The sequence below is a fragment of the Micromonospora sp. NPDC005291 genome (assembly GCF_040607415.1).
In the GTDB taxonomy this organism is placed as follows: domain Bacteria; phylum Actinomycetota; class Actinomycetes; order Mycobacteriales; family Micromonosporaceae; genus Micromonospora.
On the sequence record NZ_JBEXGR010000018.1, the window covers coordinates 106,475 to 128,728 of the forward strand.

The 22,254-nt window shown below is 72.2% G+C and carries 18 protein-coding genes; 13 read left to right on the top strand and 5 right to left on the bottom strand.

The window, feature by feature from the left end:
- Positions 1 to 154 precede the first annotated feature (154 nt).
- The 3 genes from ABZT18_RS23090 (at position 155) to ABZT18_RS23100 (ending at position 4,252) form a co-directional block, all read left to right on the top strand.
- Entirely contained in the window at positions 155 to 2,125 is a 1,971-nt protein-coding gene (locus tag ABZT18_RS23090) for a bifunctional adenosylcobinamide kinase/adenosylcobinamide-phosphate guanylyltransferase (protein WP_355252483.1), read from the top strand.
- Positions 2,115 to 2,888: an adenosylcobinamide-GDP ribazoletransferase gene (locus tag ABZT18_RS23095; protein ID WP_355252486.1), complete on the top strand. Its 774-nt coding sequence runs from the start codon at positions 2,115 to 2,117 to the stop codon at positions 2,886 to 2,888. The genes ABZT18_RS23090 and ABZT18_RS23095 overlap by 11 nt, the downstream gene beginning before the upstream one ends.
- A gap of 65 nt (positions 2,889 to 2,953) precedes the next feature.
- A complete protein-coding gene (locus ABZT18_RS23100) occupies positions 2,954 to 4,252 on the top strand; it encodes a DUF2314 domain-containing protein (RefSeq protein ID WP_354994946.1) in 1,299 nt (432 codons plus the stop codon).
- Between the two features lie 120 nt (positions 4,253 to 4,372).
- Here the strand turns inward: ABZT18_RS23100 and gcvT are convergent, their stop codons facing one another.
- On the bottom strand, positions 4,373 to 5,503 hold the full coding sequence (gene gcvT / locus ABZT18_RS23105; protein WP_355252489.1) for a glycine cleavage system aminomethyltransferase GcvT: 1,131 nt from the start codon (positions 5,501 to 5,503) through the stop codon (positions 4,373 to 4,375).
- 162 nt (positions 5,504 to 5,665) lie between these two features.
- Here gcvT and ABZT18_RS23110 point away from each other — a divergent pair, with 162 nt between their 5' ends.
- Positions 5,666 to 7,240, top strand: coding sequence for a leucyl aminopeptidase (locus ABZT18_RS23110; protein WP_355252492.1), 1,575 nt, complete (start codon positions 5,666 to 5,668; stop codon positions 7,238 to 7,240).
- 51 nt (positions 7,241 to 7,291) lie between these two features.
- Here ABZT18_RS23110 and ABZT18_RS23115 read toward each other — a convergent pair whose 3' ends face one another.
- Positions 7,292 to 7,621: a hypothetical protein gene (locus ABZT18_RS23115; protein WP_354994949.1), complete on the bottom strand. Its 330-nt coding sequence runs from the start codon at positions 7,619 to 7,621 to the stop codon at positions 7,292 to 7,294.
- Positions 7,622 to 7,798: 177 nt separating this feature from the next.
- Here ABZT18_RS23115 and lpdA point away from each other — a divergent pair, with 177 nt between their 5' ends.
- Positions 7,799 to 9,190, top strand: coding sequence for a dihydrolipoyl dehydrogenase (lpdA, locus tag ABZT18_RS23120; protein ID WP_354994950.1), 1,392 nt, complete (start codon positions 7,799 to 7,801; stop codon positions 9,188 to 9,190).
- 65 nt (positions 9,191 to 9,255) lie between these two features.
- The gene (gene sucB / locus ABZT18_RS23125) at positions 9,256 to 11,100 is read left to right on the top strand and encodes a 2-oxoglutarate dehydrogenase, E2 component, dihydrolipoamide succinyltransferase (RefSeq protein WP_354994951.1); all 1,845 of its coding nucleotides are present in this window, start codon (positions 9,256 to 9,258) and stop codon (positions 11,098 to 11,100) included.
- Between the two features lie 62 nt (positions 11,101 to 11,162).
- Here the strand turns inward: sucB and ABZT18_RS23130 are convergent, their stop codons facing one another.
- Positions 11,163 to 12,098 carry an SDR family NAD(P)-dependent oxidoreductase gene (locus ABZT18_RS23130; RefSeq protein ID WP_354994952.1) on the bottom strand — a complete coding sequence of 312 codons (936 nt, stop codon included), beginning with the start codon at positions 12,096 to 12,098 and terminating at the stop codon, positions 11,163 to 11,165.
- Between the two features lie 154 nt (positions 12,099 to 12,252).
- Between ABZT18_RS23130 and ABZT18_RS23135 the strand changes: the two genes are divergently transcribed.
- A complete protein-coding gene (locus ABZT18_RS23135; protein WP_354994953.1) occupies positions 12,253 to 13,590 on the top strand; it encodes a low temperature requirement protein A in 1,338 nt (445 codons plus the stop codon).
- Between the two features lie 91 nt (positions 13,591 to 13,681).
- Positions 13,682 to 14,173 carry a hemerythrin domain-containing protein gene (locus ABZT18_RS23140; RefSeq protein WP_354994954.1) on the top strand — a complete coding sequence of 164 codons (492 nt, stop codon included), beginning with the start codon at positions 13,682 to 13,684 and terminating at the stop codon, positions 14,171 to 14,173.
- An 11-nt stretch (positions 14,174 to 14,184) separates the two neighbouring features.
- Here ABZT18_RS23140 and ABZT18_RS23145 read toward each other — a convergent pair whose 3' ends face one another.
- Complete coding sequence (locus ABZT18_RS23145) at positions 14,185 to 14,592, bottom strand: MerR family transcriptional regulator (protein WP_354994955.1); 408 nt, start codon at positions 14,590 to 14,592, stop codon at positions 14,185 to 14,187.
- A gap of 56 nt (positions 14,593 to 14,648) precedes the next feature.
- Between ABZT18_RS23145 and ABZT18_RS23150 the strand changes: the two genes are divergently transcribed.
- Complete coding sequence (locus ABZT18_RS23150) at positions 14,649 to 15,647, top strand: aldo/keto reductase (protein ID WP_354994956.1); 999 nt, start codon at positions 14,649 to 14,651, stop codon at positions 15,645 to 15,647.
- A 139-nt stretch (positions 15,648 to 15,786) separates the two neighbouring features.
- The gene (locus ABZT18_RS23155) at positions 15,787 to 16,686 is read left to right on the top strand and encodes a TIGR01777 family oxidoreductase (protein ID WP_354994957.1); all 900 of its coding nucleotides are present in this window, start codon (positions 15,787 to 15,789) and stop codon (positions 16,684 to 16,686) included.
- Between the two features lie 149 nt (positions 16,687 to 16,835).
- Here the strand turns inward: ABZT18_RS23155 and ABZT18_RS23160 are convergent, their stop codons facing one another.
- On the bottom strand, positions 16,836 to 18,083 hold the full coding sequence (locus ABZT18_RS23160; RefSeq protein WP_354994958.1) for a PHB depolymerase family esterase: 1,248 nt from the start codon (positions 18,081 to 18,083) through the stop codon (positions 16,836 to 16,838).
- A gap of 234 nt (positions 18,084 to 18,317) precedes the next feature.
- Here ABZT18_RS23160 and ABZT18_RS23165 point away from each other — a divergent pair, with 234 nt between their 5' ends.
- The 3 genes from ABZT18_RS23165 (at position 18,318) to lipB (ending at position 22,241) form a co-directional block, all read left to right on the top strand.
- A complete protein-coding gene (locus ABZT18_RS23165; RefSeq protein WP_354994959.1) occupies positions 18,318 to 20,150 on the top strand; it encodes a DUF2079 domain-containing protein in 1,833 nt (610 codons plus the stop codon).
- Between the two features lie 56 nt (positions 20,151 to 20,206).
- On the top strand, positions 20,207 to 21,502 hold the full coding sequence (locus ABZT18_RS23170; protein ID WP_354994960.1) for a hypothetical protein: 1,296 nt from the start codon (positions 20,207 to 20,209) through the stop codon (positions 21,500 to 21,502).
- 97 nt (positions 21,503 to 21,599) lie between these two features.
- Entirely contained in the window at positions 21,600 to 22,241 is a 642-nt protein-coding gene (lipB, locus tag ABZT18_RS23175; RefSeq protein WP_354994961.1) for a lipoyl(octanoyl) transferase LipB, read from the top strand.
- Positions 22,242 to 22,254 lie beyond the last annotated feature (13 nt).

A 22,254-nucleotide genomic window follows, 5' to 3' on the forward strand; every position in this document is an offset into this window, starting at 1 on the left:
GGCCGGTGCGGGCCAGTGCCGCCGGGACGTGCGTGAAGTGGGGCGGCGCCACCGGCGGGGTCAGTTACGGCAGCGGGTTCGAACACTGCGACTGAACAACGGCGAGCACCGGGCCGGCAGGCACCGGAACCTCCGGCGGCCTTAAGGTACGGGCATGTCCGTAGACGGGTGGAACACGGTCCTGGTGCTCGGCGGTATCCGGTCCGGCAAGTCCGAGTTCGCTGAGTCCCTGGTCGCCGACGCGCCGGTGGTCCGCTACCTCGCCACCGCGCCCGAGGGCGACCCGGAGGACACCGAGTGGGCGACTCGGCTGGCGGCGCACCGCGCCCGACGGCCGGGCAGTTGGACCACCGAGGAGACCGCCGCTGAGCCGCGGCGGCTGGCCGACGTGCTCGCGTCCGCCGAACCCAACGAGACGCTGCTCGTGGACGACCTGGGCGGCTGGGTGACCGTGCTGCTCGACCCGGATCACCAGCCGGCCGACGACGTGGCGACGATCGCGGAGCTGGGAGAGGCGATCCGCACCTGCTCGGCGCGGGTGGTGCTGGTGAGCCCCGAGGTGGGGCTGTCTCTGGTGCCGACCACCCCTCTGGGTCGGGCGTTCACCGACGCGTTGGGCGCGGCCAACCGCACGGTCGCCGACGCCTGCGACGCGGTGGCGCTGGTCGTCGCCGGCCAGCCGGTCTGGCTGAAGCCGGTCGCCACCACGACCGTGTCGGCGGCCCCCGTTGCGGCGACCGTGCCTTCGGCCCCCGTTAGGACGACCGTGCCTTCGGCCACCGCGACCGCACCGGTCGTCGCGAGCCTGGGCGACACCGAGCCCACCCCCGAGGTGCAGCTGCCCGACGTGCTGACCCACACGCCGCCGGCCGCCCCGAACCAGGAGCCCGGCAACCCCTGGGCCGCGCCGACCATGGCGCTGCCGATGGTGTCCACCGGGCTGGTCATCCAACCGGGCATGGAGCTGCCGATGCCCGACGAGTACGCGGGCCCGCAGGCGGTGGACCGACTGGCCACGCTGGACGTACCGGGCGCCGGGCTGGGCGTGCTGGACCGGGTGGTCGGCTTCGCCGCCACCACCCAGGGCACCTCGACCCCCCAGGCCTGGGGCTCGGTGCGGGTGCTGCTGCTGCACGGCGACCACGCCGGTGGGGCGTCGGCCGGCACCGTCGCCGGTGAGTCGGCGCGCCGGGCCGCGCAGGCCCGCGCCGGCCAGGGCGCGTTGGCGCGGCTGGCCGCCGAGAGTGGCGCCAGCCTGCAGGTGGTGGACACTCCGGCCGCCGCGCCGATGGAGGACCAGCCTGCGCTCTCGCTTGAGCAGGTGGAATCCGCGCTGCGCTACGGCTGGCGGCTGGCCGAGCAGGCTGCCGACGCCGGCGTGCAGCTGCTGGTGCTGGGGGCGTGCGGAGCCGGCACCGAGGCGGCGGCAGCGGCGGTGCTCGCCGCGACCGCGGGCGCGGAGCCGCCCGCCGTGCTGGGCCGGGTGATCACCGAGTCCGGTGAGATCGACGACGCGGCGTGGATGATCCGCTGCGCGGCGGTACGCGACGCCCTGCACCGCACCCGCCGCTCGTCGCGCGGCGCCAAGGACATTCTGGCCGAGTTGGGCGGCGGCGATGTGGCGGTGGCCACCGGCGTGCTGCTCGGCGCCACCGCCCGCCGGGTGCCGGTGCTGCTCGACGGCCCGGTCGGGGTGGCCGCCGGCATGGTCAGCCGCGACCTGGCCGGGCAGGCACGGCACTGGTGCCTGCTCGCCGACCATGGCGGACACCCGGCGGTGCGGCTCGCCGCCGACGTGCTCGGCCTCACCCCGCTGTTCGACCTGCGGCTGGATCTCGGCGAGGGCGCGAACGCGCTGGTCGCGCTCCCGCTGCTGCGCTCGGTGCTGGCGCTGGCCGCCGCGCTGCCGGTTCACCCGTCGCTCGGTGGCGACGGGGAGCCGGACCAGGCCGCCGACGAGCCGGAGTCCACCGAGCCGGGCTACCCGGACCCGGGCTACACCGACCGGGAGTACGCCGAGCCGGGCTACGCCGACCCGGAGTTCGCCGAGCCGGAGCCGGCCGGGCCGGGACCGGCCAGCACCGGGGCGGACGAGCAGCCGGCGTCGGGCTGGCGTGCCGGCTGAGTCGCGGTTCCTCGCGGGAACCCGGCTGGCGGTCACCACGTTCACCACCCTGCCGGTACGGGCCGGACGGATCGATCGCCCGGTGGCCGGCACCGCGATGGCACTCGCCCCGGTGGTCGGCGCGCTGCTCGGCGCGCTGCTGGCCGGCGTCCTGCTGCTGGCCGGCGCGCTCGCTCCTCCGCTGGTGGCCGCCGGCGTGACGGTCGGCGCCGCCGCGCTGTTCACGCGAGGGCTGCACCTGGACGGGCTGGCCGACACCGTGGACGCGCTCGGCTCGTACCGCCGGGGTGCGGCCGCTTTGGAGATCATGAAGAAGCCGGACGTCGGCCCGTTCGGGGTGGTCGCCCTGGTGGTCGTACTGCTGGTGCAGGCGGCGGCGCTCGCGGACCTGGCGGGGCGGTCCTGGCCGGCGTGTCTCGCGGCGGTGGTCGCGGCGACCGCCGCCGGGCGGTTCGGCGTGACGGTGGCCTGCCGGCGGGGAGTGCCGGCGGCCCGACCGGACGGGCTCGGCGCGCTGGTGGCCGGCACGGTCGGCCCGGTGGCACTGGCCGCCGGCGCGGTCGCCGGCGCGCTGCTGGCGGTGCCCGCGGTGCCGGGCCGCCCGTGGCAGGGGCCGCTGGCCGTCGCCGTCGCGCTCGCCGTCGCGGTGCCGCTGCTGACCCACGTGGTACGCCGACTCGGCGGGATAACCGGCGACGTCCTCGGCGCGACCGTCGAGGTGGTCACCACGCTGGTCTACCTGGGTCTGGTGCTGTCCGGCTGAACCGGGCGCGACGGGCCGGGTAGCGTTCGGCTCGACAGCACCGGCACGGCCACCGGGGGACCCCAATGCTCATCACGGACGACTTCCTGCCCGTACCGGTGCCGGAGTCGCTCAGCGCGACCTACCTGGTGCCGATGGCGGGGCTACCGAAGGTCAGCGCGAAGACCGCGGTGGCGGCACTGACCGGCCGGCTGGCCGAGCCGGTGCACGGGCTGGCTCGGCAGATGCTGGACAGCCCGCTGATGAGCGTGGACACACGTCCGATCTCCGAGTTCCCCGAGCTGCCACCGGACCTGCTCACCGCGTTCGGCGCCACCGAGGAGCAACTGGCCCGGTTGGCCGCGGCGACCCACCTGGTGGTCGTGCAGGCCGAGTACCGGCCCGGCTGGCCGCCCGCGCACGAGTGGGCGGCCCGGGCGGTCGCGGCTGCCGTGGCGGAATCCGTCGACAGCGACGTGGTGGACGTCTTCGGCCTGCAGTTCCTCGACCCGGCGACCGCGCTGCGGTCACTCCCCGACGAGCAGGGCCGCATCCGGCTGGTCGACTGGGTGCTGGTGCCGTACTCCTCGGACACCGAGGGGTTGTGGTTCACCACCAAGGGGCTGCGCCGCTTCGGGCTGCTGGAGTTGCAGACCCAGGGGGTGCCCGACCACCTGACCCGCGCCTGGGGTGCGGTGATGACCGGTGCGGCACGCCGGCTGCTGCGGGACTGGACCGACGGGCTCACCGGCGAGGAGGTGCCGGCGTTCGTGCAGCTGCCGGTGCTGGCCACGGTCACCGGGCACGACATCGCGGTGGCGTACGGCAACCCGGAGCAGCACGGCGCCACCGCCCCGGTGCTGCTGCGCCTGGAACTGGACCCGGCCACCGACCCGGAGGCCGACTCGTTCCTGAGCCTGCGCCCGCCGGTCGGGCACCCGGGTCCGGACGGGCGCTACTACGCCGCCGCCTGCGCGACGTTGTTCTCCGGGATCCAGCCGGACGTGCGCTACGCCCGCGTCGGCGACGCGATGAGCCGGGCGGTCGCCACCGCCCGAGCCGCGCTGGATGACGCGCGGGCCCGGTTCGTCGCCGGCCAACTCCCCGCGGAGTCGCAGCTGGTGGTCAAGTACGGCCTGCCCGGCGACGACGGCCCGGAGTACGTCTGGGCGGGCGTCACCTCGTGGGAGACCTCGGAGCGGATCGTCGGCGTGAGCGCCAGCGACGCCGCCACCGACCCGGCGGTCCGGATCGGCGCCCCAGTGGTGGTCGAGGCGACCGAGGTGGTCGACTGGGCGGTGCTGGACGCCACCGGCGTCATCGAGGGCGGCTGGACGCAAGCGGTCCTGGACTCCGGCGAACCCCCAACCCCCAAAACCCCCTAACCCCGCACCCCCACCCAACCCACCCTCACGCGTTGATCATGAAGTTATTGCCACCGCCATCGGCGTGTCACGGCAATAACTTCATGATCAACGGGGTGGGGGTGGGTTGGGGGTGTGGGGTTACTTGACTGAGGGGTTGACGAAGGGGGGTTTGGTCAGCTTTAGGGGGGCTCGGCGGCCTCGGATGTCGATCTCGACCTCGTCGCCGTCCGCCAGGTTCGCGTCGGTGTTCAGCAGGGCCAGAGCGATGCCCTGCTTCCTCGTCGGGCTGAAGGTGCCGCTGGTTACCGTGCCGACCTGGGTGTCGCCGACGTGCATGGTCATCCCGGGCCGCGGAATGGCCCGGTCGACGGCCACCAGGCCGCGCAGCGTACGCCGAGGGCCGGCGGCCTTCTCGGCGAGCAGCGCGTCGCGCCCCCAGAAGGCCGGCTTGTCCCAACCGACCGCCCAGCCGGAGCGGGCCTGCACCGGGCTGATGTCCAGGGACAGGTCCTGCCCGTGCAGCGGGTAGCCCATCTCGGTACGCAGGGTGTCCCGTGCGGCCAGCCCGCAGGCCCGCAGCTCGAACGCCGCACCGGCGGCGAAGAGCGCGTCCCAGACGGTCACCGCGTGCTCCGCCGGCACCACCAGCTCGTAGCCCAGCTCACCCGTGTAACCCGTTCGACAGACGGTCAGCTCCACCCCGGCCAGGCTCGCGGCGGAGAAGCTCATGTAGCCGTGGTCGGTGGGCAGGTCGAGGGCGGCCAGCAACTCGGCCGAGCGGGGGCCCTGCACGGCGAGCACCGCGTACGCCTCGTGCTCGTCGGTGACGGTGACCTGTGCGGGCGCGGCGGCACGCAACCGGCGCACCACCTCGGTGGTGTTCGCCGCGTTCGGGATGAGGAAGACGTGGTCGTCGGCGTACAGGTAGGCGATGATGTCGTCCACCACGCCGCCGGTGGCGTCGTCGCAGCAGAGCGTGTACTGCGCCCGGCCCGGGCCGATCCGGCCCAGGTCGTTGCTGAGGCAGGCGTTGACGAAGTCGGCCGCGCCGGGGCCGCTCACCCGGGCCTTGCCCAGGTGCGACACGTCGAAGACCCCGACCGCGCCACGCACCGCGGTGTGCTCCTTGAGCACCCCGCCGCCGGCGTACTCCAGCGGCATTTCCCAGCCCCCGAAGGGGGCGAACTTGGCGCCGGCGGCGATGTGCCGCTCGTGCAGCGGGGAACGGCGCAGCCGGGTCGCGGCGGCGTCGGAGGTCACGTCGGTCATGGGTGGCAACTTACCGGGGGCAACGTAGCTGGTTAGCATCGGCGGGAGCCCGCTGGCGCTGTCGGCGGGACAGCCATGACGTCCGGCGGGTAGGTTCCGCCGGAGACCTTCACCGCTGGTACGCGACGCCGCGACCGGCCCGGCCCGCCCGGAGTAGCTTCAGTGACATCACCCCGCACCACCAACCTGAGCCTGGTCGACACCGACCCGGCCGAGCTCGCCGTCGACGCGATCGTGATCGGCGTGCACAGCCAGACCGGAGAGCAGGGCGCCACCAGCGGCCTCGCCGGCACCCTGCTGCTCGCCAGCGGCGCGGAGAGCATCGCCGTCGCGTTCGACGGCAAGCTGACCGAGACCCTGGCGCTGCTCGGCGCGACCGGTGGGCCGGGTGAGGTCATCAAGCTGGCCACGCTGGGCACCGTGACCGCCCCGCTGGTCGTCGCGGTCGGGCTCGGCCCGGAGCCGTTGGGCGCCGCCCCGGCCCCGGAGACGCTGCGCCGGGCCGCCGGTTCGGCGATCCGAGCCCTGGCGGGGGCGCCGAAGGTCGCGCTGGCCATGCCGCTGCCGGACGACGCCGACGCCTCGGCCGCGCTGCGCGCGGTCGCCGAGGGTGCGCTGCTCGGCGGGTACCGGTTCGCCGGCTACAAGACCCGCCCCCAGCCGACCCGGCGGGAGCCGGTGGCCGAGGTGCTCATCGCGGTGCCGGACGCCAGCGACGCGGGCGCCCTGGCGGAGGTCACCCGGGCGCAGGTGGTGGCGGGCGCGGTCCGGCTCAGCCGGGACTGGGTGAACACCGCGCCGAACGAGCTGCGTCCGCCGTCGTTCGCCGACGCGGTCGCCGGCGCCGCCCGTGACGCGGGCCTCGACGTCGAGGTGCTGGATGAGGCGGCGCTGGCCGCTGGCGGGTACGGCGGCATCGTCGCGGTCGGGCAGGGCTCGGAGGCCCCGCCGCGGCTGGTGAAGCTCACCTACACCCCGCAGGGTGGCGGCAACGGCAAGCGCGTCGCGCTGGTCGGCAAGGGAATCACCTTCGACACGGGCGGCATCTCGATCAAGCCGGCGCAGGGCATGTGGGAGATGAAGTCCGACATGGCGGGCGCCGCTGCCGTGGGCGCCGCCATGCTGGCGATCGCCGCGCTGAAGCCGGCGGTGGCGGTCAGCGCCTACCTGCCGATGGCGGAGAACATGCCGTCGGGCACCAGCTACCGGCCGGGTGACGTGATCACCATGTACAACGGCAAGCGGGTCGAGGTGCTCAACACCGACGCCGAGGGCCGGATGATCCTGGGCGACGCCATCGCCCGCGCCTGCGAGGACGGCACGGACTACCTGTTCGAGACGTCCACGCTGACCGGCGGTCAGGTGATCGCGCTCGGCAAGCGGATGGCCGGCGTGATGGGCACCCCGGAGCTGTGCGAGCGGGTCCGGACCGTCGGCGACTCCGTCGGCGAGCCGGCCTGGCCGATGCCGCTGCCGGACGACGTGCGCAAGGGCATGGACTCCGACGTGGCGGACATCTCGCAGGTCAACGCCGGGATGGACCGGGCCGGGCACATGCTGCAGGGCGGGGTGTTCCTGCGCGAGTTCGTGGCCGATGACGTGGCCTGGGCGCACATCGACATCGCCGGGCCGGGTTACCACTCCGGTGAGCCGGCCGGCTACTGGACCAAGGGCGGCACCGGCGTCCCGGTCCGCACCCTGGTGCAGCTCGTTGAGGACGTCGCCGTCAACGGCTGACGGACGTGCGGAGGGCCCCCGGCGTTGACGCCGGGGGCCCTCCTTGCAATCTCAGTACCGGTCGGGGCGACGCTTGCGGCGCTCGTTGAAGTCGCGCATCCGCTGCGGGTAGCCCATCAGCCGGACGTCGTACACCGGGATGCCCATCCGGTACGCGAATCGTCGGGCACCGTCCGGACCGTCGATCCGGCGACGGGTCCACTCCCCGTCGTCGGCGATCAGGATCACCGTCGTCTCCGTCACCGTCGTGCGCGGCTCGATGAACGCCTCGACGCCACGCCGGCTCCGGATGAAGTTCTCCAGATGGTCGAGGTCGCCTCGATCGGCCGCACGGTCATGGCTCGGCACACCCGCCTGTTTGCGGCGCCGGAACAACCCCACAGACCTCTCCCCCACGTTGCGTCATCGACAAGGATGCCAAGGGTACGTGTCGATGACGTGTCGTTGGGCACCTCAGTACGCACCCTGTGCCCAGTGGTGACAAGATGACCGAGGTGGGGTGTGTCCGTGTTACACCTCTGTGACCCCCGATGCAGCGACGCGACCTGGGAGTTGGACGTGAGCGAGCCGAACGAAGCGACCTTCGACATCGTCATTCTCGGAGGTGGCAGCGGCGGCTACGCGACCGCGCTGCGCGCCGTCCAGCTGGGCCTGAAGGTCGCGCTGGTCGAGAAGGGCAAGCTCGGCGGCACCTGCCTGCACAACGGCTGCATCCCGACGAAGGCCCTGCTGCACGCCGCCGAGATCGCCGACCAGGCCCGCGAGTCGGAGCAGTTCGGCGTGAAGGCCGAGCTGATCGGCATCGACATGGCCGGGGTCAACTCGTACAAGGACGGCGTGATCGCCCGGCTCTACAAGGGCCTGCAGGGCATGCTGAAGGGCAACAAGGCGATCACCATCGTCGAGGGCCACGGCAAGCTGGTCGGCAAGAACGTGGTCGAGGTGGACGGCAAGCGTTACACCGGCCGCAACATCGTCCTGGCTTCCGGCTCGTACGCCAAGAGCCTGCCCGGCCTGGAGGTCGACGGCGAGCGGATCATCACCAGCGACCACGCGCTCACCATGGACCGGGTGCCGTCGTCGGTGATCGTGCTCGGTGGCGGCGTGATCGGTGTCGAGTTCGCCAGCGTGTGGAAGTCCTTCGGTGTGGACGTGACGATCGTCGAGGCGCTGCCCCGGCTGGTCGCCGCCGAGGACGAGGAGTCGTCCAAGGCGCTGGAGCGGGCGTTCCGCAAGCGGAAGATCAACTTCAAGGTCGGCAAGCCGTTCGAGAAGGTCGAGAAGACCGAGAGCGGCGTCAAGCTCACCATCCAGGGCGGCGACACCGTCGAGGCGGAGCTGCTGCTCGTCGCCGTCGGTCGCGGCCCGAACACCGCCAACCTCGGGTACGAGGAGCAGGGCGTCAAGATGGACCGCGGCTACGTGCTGACCGACGAGCGGCTGCGCACCAGCGTGCCGAACGTCTACGCGGTCGGCGACATCGTGCCTGGCCTCCAGCTCGCGCACCGCGGCTTCCAGCAGGGCATCTTCGTCGCCGAGGAGATCGCCGGGCAGACCCCGGCCGTGATCGACGAGGTCGGCATCCCGCGCGTCACCTACTGCGACCCGGAGCTGGCGTCCGTGGGTCTGACCGAGGCCAAGGCCAAGGAGCAGTACGGCGCCGACAAGGTCAAGACGTACAACTACAACCTGGGTGGCAACGGCAAGAGCCAGATCCTCAAGACCACCGGCTTCGTGAAGCTGGTCCGTGTCGAGGACGGCCCGGTGGTCGGCGTGCACATGATCGGCGCCCGGGTGGGTGAGCTGATCGGTGAGGCGCAGCTCATCTACAACTGGGAGGCCTACCCGGCGGAGGTCGCCCAGCTCGTGCACGCCCACCCGACCCAGAACGAGGCCCTGGGCGAGGCGCACCTGGCCCTCGCCGGCAAGCCGCTGCACGCGCACGCCTGATCATCCAACCGCGGCGTCCGGCGACGGGCGAAGATCCCACCAGGGGAATGAAGGAGTCTCAGAAAATGCCGGTATCGGTCACCATGCCCCGGCTCGGCGAGAGCGTCACCGAGGGCACCGTCACGCGCTGGCTCAAGCAGGAGGGCGACACGGTCGAGGTCGACGAGCCCCTGCTCGAGGTCTCGACCGACAAGGTCGACACCGAGATCCCGTCGCCCGCGGCGGGTGTGCTGAGCCGGATCGTCGTCGGCGAGGACGAGACTGCCGAGGTCGGCAGCGAGCTGGCCGTCATCTCCGGTGAGGGCGAGTCGACCGGCGGTGGCGAGGCCGCCCCGCAGGAGGAGGCCCCGGCCGAGTCGGTCGAGCCGGCCGCCGAGCCGACGGCCGCCGCCGAGGGCACCGCCGACCAGGTGGCCCAGGACGACGTGGCCCAGGATGAGGCCCCGGCCCCGGCCGCCGCCGGTTCGGGCGAGGGCACCGCGGTGAAGATGCCGGCCCTGGGTGAGAGCGTCACCGAGGGTACGGTCACCCGCTGGCTCAAGCAGGTCGGCGAGACCATCGAGGTCGACGAGCCGCTGCTGGAGGTCTCCACCGACAAGGTGGACACCGAGATCCCGTCTCCGGTCGCCGGCACGGTGCTGGAGATCAAGGTCGCCGAGGACGAGACCGCCGCGGTCGGCGCCGACCTGGCGATCATCGGCGTTGCCGGCGCGGCCCCCGCACAGACGAAGCCCGAGCCGAAGCCTGAGCCGACGGCGGAGGCCAAGCCGGCGCCCAAGGCCGAGCCGAAGCCCGAGCCGAAGGTCGAGGAGCCGACGCCGGGCATGTCGTACAACGAGCCGGCCGCGGAGACCGAGAGCTCGTCGCAGCCGGTGAAGACCGAGCAGGCCTCGCAGCCGGCCGCGCCGGCCGCGACGCCGCCGCGCCCGTCCGCCCCTGCGCAGGGTGGCGGCGAGGAGGCCGCCGGGTACGTCACTCCGCTGGTGCGCAAGCTGGCCAGTGAGCACGGCGTCGACCTGTCCACGCTCAACGGCACCGGTGTGGGTGGCCGGATCCGCAAGCAGGACGTCCTCGACGCGGCCGAGAAGGCGAAGGCGGCCCAGGCCGCTCCCGCCGCGCCGCAGCAGGCCGCCGCCCCGTCGGCGGCTCCGGCCAAGCCGGCCGCGAAGCCGCAGCCGAGCGGCAAGCGGGGCACCACCGAGAAGCTGCCCCGCATCCGCAAGGCCATCGCCAAGCGGCTGCACGAGTCGCTGCACGAGATGGCGCAGCTCACCACGGTGGTCGAGGTGGACGTCACCCGGGTCGCCAAGCTGCGGGCGCAGGCGAAGGACTCCTTCCAGCAGCGGCACGGCGTGAAGCTGTCGTTCCTGCCGTTCTTCGCCCTCGCCGCGGTCGAGGCGCTGCAGACGTACCCGGTCGTCAACGCCCGGATGGATCTGACCGAGGGGACGATCACCTACCCGGACGCGGAGCACCTCGGCATCGCCGTGGACACCGAGCGTGGGCTGTTGACGCCGGTCATCCACAACGCCGGTGACCTCAACCTGGGCGGCATCGCCAAGCGGGTTGCCGACCTGGCGGAGCGGACCCGGACCAACAAGGTCAGCCCGGACGAGCTCGCCGGGGCGACCTTCACGCTGACCAACACGGGCAGCCGGGGTGCGCTCTTCGACACCCCGATCGTGCCGTCGCCGCAGTCGGCGATGCTCGGCACGGGTGCCGTGGTCAAGCGGCCGGTCGTGGTCAACGATCCGGAGCTGGGCGAGGTCGTGGCGGTCCGGTCGATGGTCTACCTGGCCATGTCCTACGACCACCGCCTGATCGACGGCGCCGACGCGGCCCGCTTCCTGTCTGCGGTCAAGGAGCGGCTGGAGGCCGGCAACTTCGAGTCGGAGCTGGGCCTGGCCTGATCTGACACCAACGCCAAAGGGCGCCCCGGTCGTCGACCGGGGCGCCCTTTCGTCTGCGAGTCTCAGCCCTTCAGCAGCGTGGTCGAGGCCTGCCAGAGCTGCTCGGCGGCCTCCGGGTCCAGCGCGTACGGTGCGACGCCCTTCCGCTCGCCGGGCTGAACCAGGCCGGCTTCCTGGTTGTCCTCGAAGTACCGACCACCCACCCCGTCGAGCAGCGGCGAGGCGGCGACCAGCACCGAGGTCGAGGCACCCTGCTCGACGTTCTTCCAGGCCGCCGCGTTGCCCGCGCGAAGCCGGTTCAGCTCCTCCTCGGTGACGTAGCGCTGCAGGTTGGTCTGGATCGCGCCGGGCATCAGCGCGTTGGCCGTGATGCCGTCGTCGGCCCAGCGCCGGGTCGCCTCCACGGCGAACAGCACGTTGGCCGTCTTGGACTGCCCGTACGCCTGCCACGGCTCGTACTCCCGGCGGTCGTACTGGATGTCCTCGAAGACCACCGGTGAGCGTAGGTGGGCGGCGGAGCTGACCGAGACGATCCGGGCCCCGTCGCCGGCGGCGAGCGACGGGCGCAGCCCGGTGGCGAGCGCGAAGTGCCCCAGGTGGTTGGTGGCGAACTGCATCTCCCAGCCCTGCGGGGTCCGGGTCAGGGGCGCCGCCATGATGCCGGCGTTGTTGACCAGGACGTGTAGCGGGCCGTCCCAGTTGGCCACGAAGTCGGCGACCGAGTCCTGGTCGGCGAGGTCGAGCGGGGCTACCAGGATGCGGTCGTTGCCGGTGGTGCCGGTGATGTCGTCGGCGGACTTCTGGCCGGCGTCGGTGTTACGGACGGCCAGGGTCACCTCCGCGCCGGCGCTGGCGAGGGCGCGGGCGGTCTCCACGCCGATGCCGGACGACCCGCCGGTGACGATCACCCGCCGGCCGCCGAGGTCCACGCCCTGGACCACGTCCATGGCGGTGGATTCGTGCGTGAACGGTGTGATGATCGGGTTGCTCGTCGTCATTGTCCATCCTTGTCCGGGGTGAGGCGGACCGACCGGCCCGCTGCTGGAGGCCGCGGTCTTGGTGTTTTCCCGTCCCGGGCCGGAGGTAACGCTCGGCAGCATCGCCATCGCCGTTCGTGCCTCCGACCAGGCCGGACGCTGCCAGAGTGGGACGGTGGGCGGCTACCGGCGGGGTGGACAGCTGGGACCGGCCGTCCCGATCGCTCCCGGCGCCCGGGTGGACAAGTTCGAGGTCTTCTTCGACCTGGTCTTCGTCTTCTCGTTCTTCATCATCACCCGGGCGACCGCCGCGAACATCTCCGGACGGCAACTGCTGCACGCCGGCCTGGTGCTCGCCGTGCTCTGGTGGATCTGGGTGGTGCACAGTCTGGTCGCCACCCGGGTCCGGCTCGGCGAGGGCTACGTCCCGGTGCTCATGGTGATCGCGATGGCCGCCCTGTTCGCGTTCGCGCTGGCGCTGCCGCAGGCGTTCAGCGACCCGAAGGGGAGCGCCGGCGGCCCGATGCTGGTGGCCGTCAGCTACGTCGTGGTCCGCGCCGTCCACATGATCCTCTATCAGCATGTGGTACGGGACAGCCCGCAGGAGCGCCGGCAACTGCGGCGGTTCGCCCCGGAGTTGGCGGTGAGCATCGCGCTGCTGCTGGCTGCCGCGCTGATCCCGCCGCAGATCACCGACCCGGACGACGCCGCCATGGTCCGCGACGCGCTGTGGATCGCCGTGGTGGTGGTCCAGTACGCCACCGGCTTCATCGTCGGCACCTGGGGCTGGGGAGTGACAAGCGCTGAGCACTGGACGGAGCGCTACGACCTCATCCTGATCATCGCGCTGGGCGAATCCGTGATCTCCACGGGCGTGGGCGGCAACCTGCTCGGCAAGCCGGTCACCTGGCCTGCGGTGGCCGCCGCCACGCTCGGCATCGTGATCACCGCCGCACTCTGGTGGGCGCACTTCGACTTCATCGGGCCCGCCGCCCGGATCGCACTGCACGCGGCGGAGGGTGAGCCCCGGGTGGCGATGGCTCGCGACGCGTACGCGTACCTCTACCTGCCGATGATCGCCGGGGTGATCCTCTTCTCGATCGGCAACGAGGAGATCCTCCACAAGATCACCGAACCGGCTGGCGGAATCGCGGAACGGGTCGAGGGACCGGCCGTGCCGATGCTCTTCGGTGGGCTGATCTGCTACTTCACCGTCAACATGCTGTTCCAACTACGCACCCTGCACACCGTCAGCTGGACCCGCGTCGGCGTCATCGTGGTGCTCGCGGTGGCCCTCCCGATCGGTCAGCACCTACCGGCGCTGGGCACGCTCATCCTCGCGACCGTGATCTGCGTGGGGCTGGTGGCCGTCGAGGTGCTGGTGATGTCGAATTCCCGGCACGCGCTGCGGTCCGCCGTCTTTCAGGAGCGGACCACCCACGAAGCCCACGAGGCCGCCTGGCGTGCGCGCTGGCACGACGTCCGGGAGCCCGACGAGCCAACCACGCCGTGAGCCACCCGGATAGACTCCGGCGCAGCGTCGCGGTGCACCCGGCACGAAGGCCGTCGTGGGCATGGAGGCGCGGGGACAGCATGGGACAAACGTGCACCCAACCGATTCACCAGCCGGCCGGCTCGCCGCCGTCGGCAATCAGATGATCGAGATCCACCTCTGGCTCAGCGCGGAACTGGCCCGTCTCAGGGAAAGCCTCGACACCACGGGCGACGCACGCCCTTCCCGGGACCTGCGGGCGCACTGCCTGACCTTCTGCGCCGCCCTTGGCCGACACCACACCGGTGAGGACGGCGGGGCGTTCCGGCTGCTCGCCGACCAGGCCCCCGAGCTGCGCCCGGTCATCGCGAACCTGATCGTCGACCATGAGGTGGTGGCGGGGATCCTGGAGCGGGTCGAGGCGCTGCTCGCCGGCGACGCGGCAGTGCCGCTCGCCCAGGTGCGCGCCGAGCTGGACGGGTTGGCCGCGCTGCTGGAGTCGCACTTCCGCTACGAGGAGAAGCGACTGGTCACCGCGCTGAACGCACTCACCGGTCGACCCGGAACGGCCGAGGAACTCCTCGGCCTGACCGCGCCCGGCTGACGGCTGTCCCGTCAGGGGCTGGCCGCCGTCGGCTGCTCAGCCTCCGGCCCCGGGTCGGGGCTGGGCAGCCGCTCGTAGAAGCGGATCTTTTCCCGGAGGTGGTCGTACTGGCGCTGGAGCAGGCGCATCTGGTCCTCGACCCGCGCCGCGTGGTGTTGCAGCAGCTCACGCCGCTCGTCCACGGTGTGCTCGCCCTCGCGGGCCAGAGACGCGTAGCGACACATGTGGGCGATCGGCATCCCGGTGTCGCGCAGGCAGCGGAACAGCAGCAGCCAGCTCAGGTCGTCGTCGGTGAAGACCCGCTGCCCGCCCGCCGTGCGGCCGACATCGGCGAGCAGACCGATCTTCTCGTAGTACCGCAGGGTGTCCAGGCTGAAGCCGCTGCGGCGGGCGGCCTCCGAGGGGGCGTAACCGCTCATGCCCCGAGATGATAATGCTTGACCTGGAGCGCACTCCAGGTTGGAGGCTGGTCACCATGACGACGACACGGACGCTGGGACGCAGCGGCATCGAGGTGAGCGCGATCGGGATGGGGTGCTGGGCGATCGGCGGCCCACTCTGGGGCGACGACGGGCAGCCGTTCGGCTGGGGCGAGGTCGACGACGACGAGTCGATCCGCACCATCCACCGGGCGCTCGACCTCGGGGTGACCCTGTTCGACACGGCCAGCAACTACGGCGCCGGGCACAGCGAGCAGATCCTCGGCCGGGCCCTGGCCGGCCGGCGGGACAGCGCGGTGATCGCCACCAAGTTCGGCAACGTCAGTGAGGAGGCCACCCGGCGGGCACTCGGCACCGACGCCAGCCCGGCCTTCGCGGTGCGCAGCCTGGAGGATTCGCTGCGCCGGCTCGGCACCGACCACGTGGACCTCTACCAACTGCACATCAACAACCTGCCGGTGCCCGCCGCGCTCGATCTGGTCGGCACCCTGGAGGACCTGGTCGCCCAGGGCAAGATTCGCGCGTACGGCTGGAGCACGGACGACCCCGCCTCGGCGGAGGCGTTCGCGGCTGCCGGCCCGCACTGCGCCGTCATTCAGCACGACGAGTCGGTGCTGCGCGACAACGCGGCGGTGCTGGCGGTCTGCGACGACTACGACCTGGCCAGCCTCAACCGCGGGCCGCTGGCGATGGGCCTGCTCACCGGATCGACCCGGGCGGTCGGCGCGGACGACGTGCGCGGCCGGGCGCCCGAGTGGCTGGACTGGTTCACCGACGGCCGCCCGACGCCGCGCTGGGCGGCCCGCGTCGATCAGGTCCGGGCGGCACTCACCGCCGACGGGCGAACCCTTGCCCAGGGTGCGCTCGGCTGGTTGCTGGCGCGCAGCCCGCGTACCGTGCCGATCCCCGGCCTGCGCACCGTGGCCCAGGCCGAGGAGAACCTGGCAACTCTGACGCTGGGCCCGCTGAGCGCCGAGACGTACGCCGAGGTGGAGCGACTGCTCGCCGACCTGCGCCCGGCCCACGCGGCCTAACCCCACCCCTCGCCGATCTTGCAGTTGCTGTCACGACAGAACGGATTTACCTGGGCAGAACGGCGACACGAAATGCAAGATCGGCGAGGAGTGGGGCCGGGGCGCGTCCGTGGGCGGCGTTCCGGGCGAAGATGGGGGCATGCGGATCCTTCTGGCCGGTGCGTCCGGCTTCCTCGGCACCCGGCTGACCGACCAACTCACGGCTGACGGGCACCAGGTCACCCGGTTGGTTCGTCGCGCGCCGCGCGCGCCGCAGGAACGTCGGTGGGACCCCGCCGCCGGGCAGCTCGACCCGGCAGTGGTCGCCGAGGCGGACGCGGTGGTCAACCTGGCCGGCGCGGGCGTCGGCGACAAGCGCTGGAACGACGGCTACCGGCGTTTGATCCGCACCAGCCGGGTGGACAGCACCACCACACTGGCGACCACCATCGCCGGGCTCCCCGCCGCCGAGCGCCCCCGGGTGCTGCTCAACTCCTCGGCCGTGGGCTGGTACGGCAACACCGGCGACCGGGTGGTCGAGGAGGACGCGCCGGCCGGCGAGGGTTTCCTGGCCGACGTCTGCCGGGTGTGGGAGGCCGCGACCCGTCCCGCCGAGGACGCCGGGGTACGGGTGGTACGTCTACGCACCGGCCTGCCGCTGCACCGCGACGGCGGGCTGCTCAAGCCGCAGCTGCTGCCGTTCAAGCTGGGCATCGCCGGCCGGCTGGGCAGCGGCCGGCAGTGGCTGCCGTGGATCTCAATGGCCGACTGGCTGGAGGCGATCCGCTTCCTGCTGGACCGCGACGACATCGCCGGCCCGGTCAACGTGGTGGGACCGAACCCGGTGACCAACGCGGACTTCACGCGGGAGCTGGCCCGGCAGCTGCACCGACCGGCGGTCATCCCGATTCCAGGGCTGGCGCTCAAGGTGGCACTCGGCGGCTTCGCCCACGAGGCCCTCACCAGCACCCGAGTCCTGCCCGGCGTCCTGACCCGGGCCGCCTACCCCTACCGCCACCCCGACCTACCCAGTGCCCTCCAGTCGGCCCTGAACCCCTGAACCCCCTGAACCCCCTGAACCCCCTGAACCCCTGAACCCCTGAACCCCTGAACCCCCGTCGATCATGAAGTTATTGCCACTCATCTCGGCGTGTCGTGGCAACAACTTCATGATCGACAGGGGTCAGCGCCCGGGGTGGGGTGGGTGGGTTAGCAGCCGATTACCCAGTAGTTGGGGGCGGTCTGCTTGAGGGCGCTGGTGTAGAAGGTGTTGTAGAGGCCCATCCGCTGGTTGGAGCCGTTCGCGTAGGCGTAGCCGCCTGACTGGTACGCCCGGCCGGCGACGACGTGTGCGTAGTTGCTGGCCGTTACGCAGGTGGGCGGCGTGGTCGGCGTCGGGGTCGGGGTGGCCGTCGGGGTGGGGGTTGGGGTGGGCGTGGCCGTCGGGGTTGCGGTCGGGGTGGGGGTGGGGGTGGTGCCGCCGCTGTTCAGGCCGAAGAAGAGCGCGTCGCGGTACGTCGAGCAAATCGTGTCCAGGAAGTACGCGCCAGCGGTGCCACACTGCTCGGCCCCGGAGCCCGGGTCGACCGGGGTGCCATGGCCCATCCCGGAGACCCGGTAGAGCCGCACGTCGTCGTTGCCGTACACCTCAAGGCTGGTGTTGCCGGGCAGTGACGAGGTGCTGCTCGGGGTCTGCGAGACCCCGCGCACGTTGGTCCACTGGTCGCGGGACTCGGTGCCGTTGAGCGGGACGACCGTCGGGTCCGACGTGCCGTGCCAGATGGCCACGCGGGGCCGGGGGCCGCTGTAGCCGGAGTACGCGCCACGGACCAGGTCGCCCCAGGCTGCCGGAGTCTTGTCCGAGCCCGGGCTCATGCAGCTGAACGCGTTGACCATGCTGGTGGCGCAGCGGTACGGGATGCCCGCGATGATCGATCCCGCGGCGAAGACGTCCGGGTAGGTGGCCAGCATGACAGCGCTCATCGCCCCGCCCGCGGAGAGACCGCTGACGAAGACCCGGGATCCGTTCACCCCGAAGTTCGTTTTGGCGTGGTCGACCATCTGCTTGATCGACAGCGCCTCGCCCTGACCCCGGGCGGTGTCTCCGGCCTCGAAGAAGTTGAAGCAGGAGTTGGCGTTGTTGCCGGAGGGCTGCTGGGCAACGATCAGGGCGAACTTCCACTGGTCGGCGTACTTCTGCCACCCGGAGTTGGCGAAGTAGCCGGAGGCGTTCTGGGTGCACCCGTGCAGGAGGACGACCGCCGGGGAGTTGGCCGGCAGGCTGTCCGGTCGGTAGGCGTACATGGCGAGGTTGCCCGGGTTGGAGCCGAACCCGGTGACCTGGGTGAGGGTGGCCGCCTGGGCGGGTGCGGCGATGGCGACCGCGCCCGCTGCGGCGAGGACGAGCCCGGCGACCGCACCGATCAGCCGGGTGAGAGTGGACGAGGAGCGGCGCACGGACGGCCTCCTGAGGGGCGAACTGTGAACTGAGTCACGGTCGAATTGCCGTGACGTTACGACGATGTGTCGCCGCTATGACATGGGGCACAGTCACACATTTACGACCACCGTTGTGTACGCCAGACCATCGACTGTCAAGCAGGTGTCCCTCCTCTACCTCAGGCGATAACAGGGGTCCCCTCCTTGCATGTATGACCGGCCCGCCCAGGTCCGGTTGGTAACGTCCGCTGCGTGCCGTCCTCCCCGTCTTTGGCCACCGAGCCCGCACCCGGCTCACCGCCGCGCGTCGCCCGGGACCGCCGCGCCGACCTGATCGTCGCGCTGGTGGCGCTCGCGCTCGCCGTCTGGGTGACCAGTGGGCTGTGGCGGGACCCGAACACCCGGACCATCACCGTCAACTCCAGCGACCAGGCGCTCTTCGAGTGGCTGCTGGCCTTCGGCGGGCACGCGGTCACCCACGGGGAGAACCCGCTCTTCACGAACCTGATCAACGTCCCGGACGGCGTGAACCTCGCGGTCAACACCTCGATCACGGTGTACGCGGTGGTCTTCGCCCCGCTCACGTACCTCATCGGGCCACCGGCGACGTTCCTGGTGATCCTCACCCTGAACCTGCTCGCCACCGCGCTGACCTGGTACTGGCTGCTCTCCCGGCACCTGGTCCGCAGCCGGCTGGCCGCCGGGATCGGCGCCCTGTTCATCGCCTACTCCCCCGGCATGGTCTCGCACGCCAACGCCCACCTGAACTGGACCGCAGGCTGGCTGGTGCCGCTGCTGATCTGGCGGCTGTTCGCGCTGCGCCGTCCAGGGCACTGGCTTCGCGACGGAGTGATCCTCGGCGTACTGGTGGCGGTGGCCTTCTCGATCGCCGCCGAAGGGCTCTTCTTCGCCGCAGTGGCGCTCGGGTTGTTCGTCGCCATCTGGGCACTGCACCCGACCAACCGGGCCGAGGCACGCGCCGTGCTGCCCACCTTCCTGCGCGGGCTCGGGGTGACCGCCGTGGTGGCCGGCGTGCTGCTGTCGTACCCCCTGTGGCTGCACTTCGCCGGGCCACAACGGTTCCACGGCACCGGCTTCGACCCGCTGGTCCACTCCGAGGACATCGCGGCGTTCGCCGCCTTCCCGCGCCGCTCGCTGGCCGGCGAGGCAGGACTGGGCACCGCACTGGCGCCGAACCCGACCGAGGAGAACTCGTTCTTCGGCATCCCCCTGCTGGTGCTCACCGTCGTCTGCTTCGTGGCGCTCTGGCGGAAGGCCGACGCGAGCCGCCGGGCCACCCTCTGGGCGTTGGGCGCCCTCGCGCTGATCTTCACGGTGCTCTCCTTCGGCCCGGTCGCCAAGGTCGACGGGCGACGCACCGATCTGCCCATGCCGTTCGACCTACTCGCACAACTACCGGTGGTGAACGCCGCGCTGCCGGCCCGGCTGGCTCTGGTGGTCGCGCCGGTGATCGGGCTGTTGCTGGCGTACACCGTCGATCAGCTACGCGCCGCTCCGCCCCGGCACCGCTCCACGGAGCTGGCCTGGGCGCTCGGGTTCGTGGTGGCCCTGGTTCCGCTGCTGCCCACCCCGCTGCTCACCGACGAGCGGGAGCCCATCCCGCGGTTCATCACCTCCGGCACCTGGCGTGATTACGTCTCACCGGACGGGGTGCTCACCCCGGTGCCGCTGCCCGTGGACATCTACCCGGACGGCCAGCGCTGGCAGGCGTACGCGTTGTCGCACCGGCAGGGCGAGTTCTCCATTCCGGGCGGCTTCTTCCTCGGCCCCGGCGGGCCGGACGGGCGCGGCCGGATCGGCCCGGTACCGCGCACCCTGAGCGCGTTGATGGACCAGGCCGGCCGTACCGGGATGGTGCCGATCGTCACCGACGGGACCATCCGGGAGGTCCGCTCCGACCTGCAGCACTGGCAGATCGAGACGGTGGTGCTCGCCGACCAGGTGCACGGCGCGAAGTTCGAGGTCGACGAGGAGGCGCTCCGGCGTACCGCCACCGCCCTGTTCGGCGAGCCGCAACGGGTCGACGACGTCTGGGTCTGGCGCATCCCACCGGCCGACCGATAGGCGCGGCGCGGTCGACCGGGGCATCGAGACCGGCCCTCGTCGCGTTTAATCGGGTGATGCGAGAGACCGGCAGGCGACTGTGGCGCGGCGTTGCCGTCGGCGTCGCGCTGGCGCTCGTGGCGCTCAGCGCGCCAGCCGCCAGCGCGGCCTCCCTCAGCGCGCCAACCGCCAGCGCGGCCGGCGGTGACACGACCGGCGCGGTGCCGTCCCGGGTGCACGATCCGTGGCTGTGGCAGGCCACCGTCGGGCAGCGGCCTGCCGGCCCGGCCGCACTCGTGTTCTTCACCGACCGCACCCGCTACTTCGAGTCGACCGGGACGCTGGTCGACCGGGACGGCGCATACCGGCTGATCCCGCTGCACATCGGCGAGGGGCATGGGCTGCTCTCCCCCGACGGACGGCACTACCTGCGGCCACGCTCCGGCGAGTTGCTGGACCTCACCACCGGCCGGCAGCGCCGCACCATGAGCCCCGGGGTGGGCCCACTGGCGTGGTCGCCGGACGGGCGGCGCGTGCTCGGCACCCGTGACAACGACGACACAGTGATCACCTACGGACCGGACAACCAACAGCTCAACAACCCGGAAAAGCCCGACGACCTGCTCGTCGTCGACCCGTACCAGGGCACCGAGCAGGTCGTCGCGGCCGGCACCTTCGCCGCCCACCACGCGGCGGCCTGGTCGCCCGGCGGCGACGTCGTGGCGGTGACCGGTCCCCCCGACGTGACCGCGTCGCTAGCCGAACGACAGCGGCTGGTCGTCATCGACCCGGTCGGCGGCGGCATTCGCTGGCAGGTTGACCTGGGCGATCGGCGGATGCTGGCCGGCCCGGCCGCCTGGCACCCGGACGGCCGGCGGATCGCGCTCCTTGCCTTCGACGGCTGTGCGGGGCCCAGCTGCACGACGGAGCAGACGGTGGCGCGCACTATGCGGATCGAGTTCCTGGACACCACTACCGGCCGAGCCGTCGGCCAGCCACTGCCGGTCGCCGCCTCGACCAGCAAGGTCGTCGGTTGGCGCGGCGACGACCCGGTGGTGCAGGAGGTGAGCGGGACGGAGGCCGACACAGACCAGCAGGCCATCCTCGCCGCGCTGCTGCCCGGTGGCGGCCGAGAGGTGCTGGTGACCGCACCGCCCGGGTCGAACGACCTGGCGGTGCCGGGTGACCTGCTGACCCGGGCCGCGTTCGGCGGTCCGGAGCCCCGGCCGTCACCGTTCGCCGCCCCGCTCTGGCTCTACCTCGCGCTGGCCGTGCCGCCGCTGCTCGCCATCGCCCTGCTCGTCCGCCGACGGCATCGGCGTGGTTCCGCCGCCAACGCGGACCACGGCCTGACGCCCGACCCCGCAGCCTGACGCCGGCCGGGAACGGAGGCCCACGGCCAGGGTGGCCACACCCTGGTGAGACGGCTCACCAGCGATCATCGCCGGTCACGGGACTACGCTGAAGGACGTGACGACGAGGACCTCCGGCCTGACGGCCGTCCGTGCCGGCCTGCTCGACTACCAGGCCGCCTGGGACGAGCAGCGGCGCCTGCACGAGTCGGTGGTAGCTGGCGAGCGCGGCGACATCGTGCTGCTGCTGGAGCACCCGAGCGTCTACACCGCGGGCAAGCGCACCGAGCCGTGGGACCGGCCGACCGACGGCAGCCCGGTCGTCGACGTCGACCGCGGCGGCAAGATCACCTGGCACGGGCCTGGGCAGCTCGTCGGTTACCCGATCCTGCGGCTACCCGACCCGGTGGACGTGGTCGCCTACGTCCGCCGCACCGAAGAGCTGCTGATCGACGTCTGCGCCGAGTTCGGGCTGGCCGCCGGCCGGGTCGAGGGGCGCAGCGGGGTCTGGGTGCCCGAGGACGACCGGGGGCCGGCCCGCAAGGTGGCCGCCATCGGCATCCGGGTGGCCCGGGGGGTCACCCTCCACGGCTTCTCGATCAACTGCGACTGCGACCTGACGTCCTTCGACCGGATCGTGCCCTGTGGCATCCGGGACGCTGGCGTCACCTCGCTCACCGCCGAGCTGAACCGCCCGATCACCGTCGCCGACGTCCTCCCAGTGGTCGAGCGCCGACTGTCCACCCTGACCAAGGTCTAAGCACCCGCCGGCC

Bases quoted from the DNA above. Each gene is read 5' to 3' on its own strand.
- ABZT18_RS23090 (WP_355252483.1), top strand. From the start codon at position 155: ATGTCCGTAGACGGGTGGAACACGGTCCTGGTGCTCGGCGGTATCCGG.
- ABZT18_RS23100 (WP_354994946.1), top strand. From the start codon at position 2,954: ATGCTCATCACGGACGACTTCCTGCCCGTACCGGTGCCGGAGTCGCTC.
- gcvT (WP_355252489.1), bottom strand. From the start codon at position 5,503: ATGACCGACGTGACCTCCGACGCCGCCGCGACCCGGCTGCGCCGTTCC.
- sucB (WP_354994951.1), top strand. From the start codon at position 9,256: ATGCCGGTATCGGTCACCATGCCCCGGCTCGGCGAGAGCGTCACCGAG.
- ABZT18_RS23130 (WP_354994952.1), bottom strand. From the start codon at position 12,098: ATGACGACGAGCAACCCGATCATCACACCGTTCACGCACGAATCCACC.
- ABZT18_RS23145 (WP_354994955.1), bottom strand. From the start codon at position 14,592: ATGAGCGGTTACGCCCCCTCGGAGGCCGCCCGCCGCAGCGGCTTCAGC.
- ABZT18_RS23150 (WP_354994956.1), top strand. From the start codon at position 14,649: ATGACGACGACACGGACGCTGGGACGCAGCGGCATCGAGGTGAGCGCG.
- ABZT18_RS23155 (WP_354994957.1), top strand. From the start codon at position 15,787: ATGCGGATCCTTCTGGCCGGTGCGTCCGGCTTCCTCGGCACCCGGCTG.
- ABZT18_RS23170 (WP_354994960.1), top strand. From the start codon at position 20,207: ATGCGAGAGACCGGCAGGCGACTGTGGCGCGGCGTTGCCGTCGGCGTC.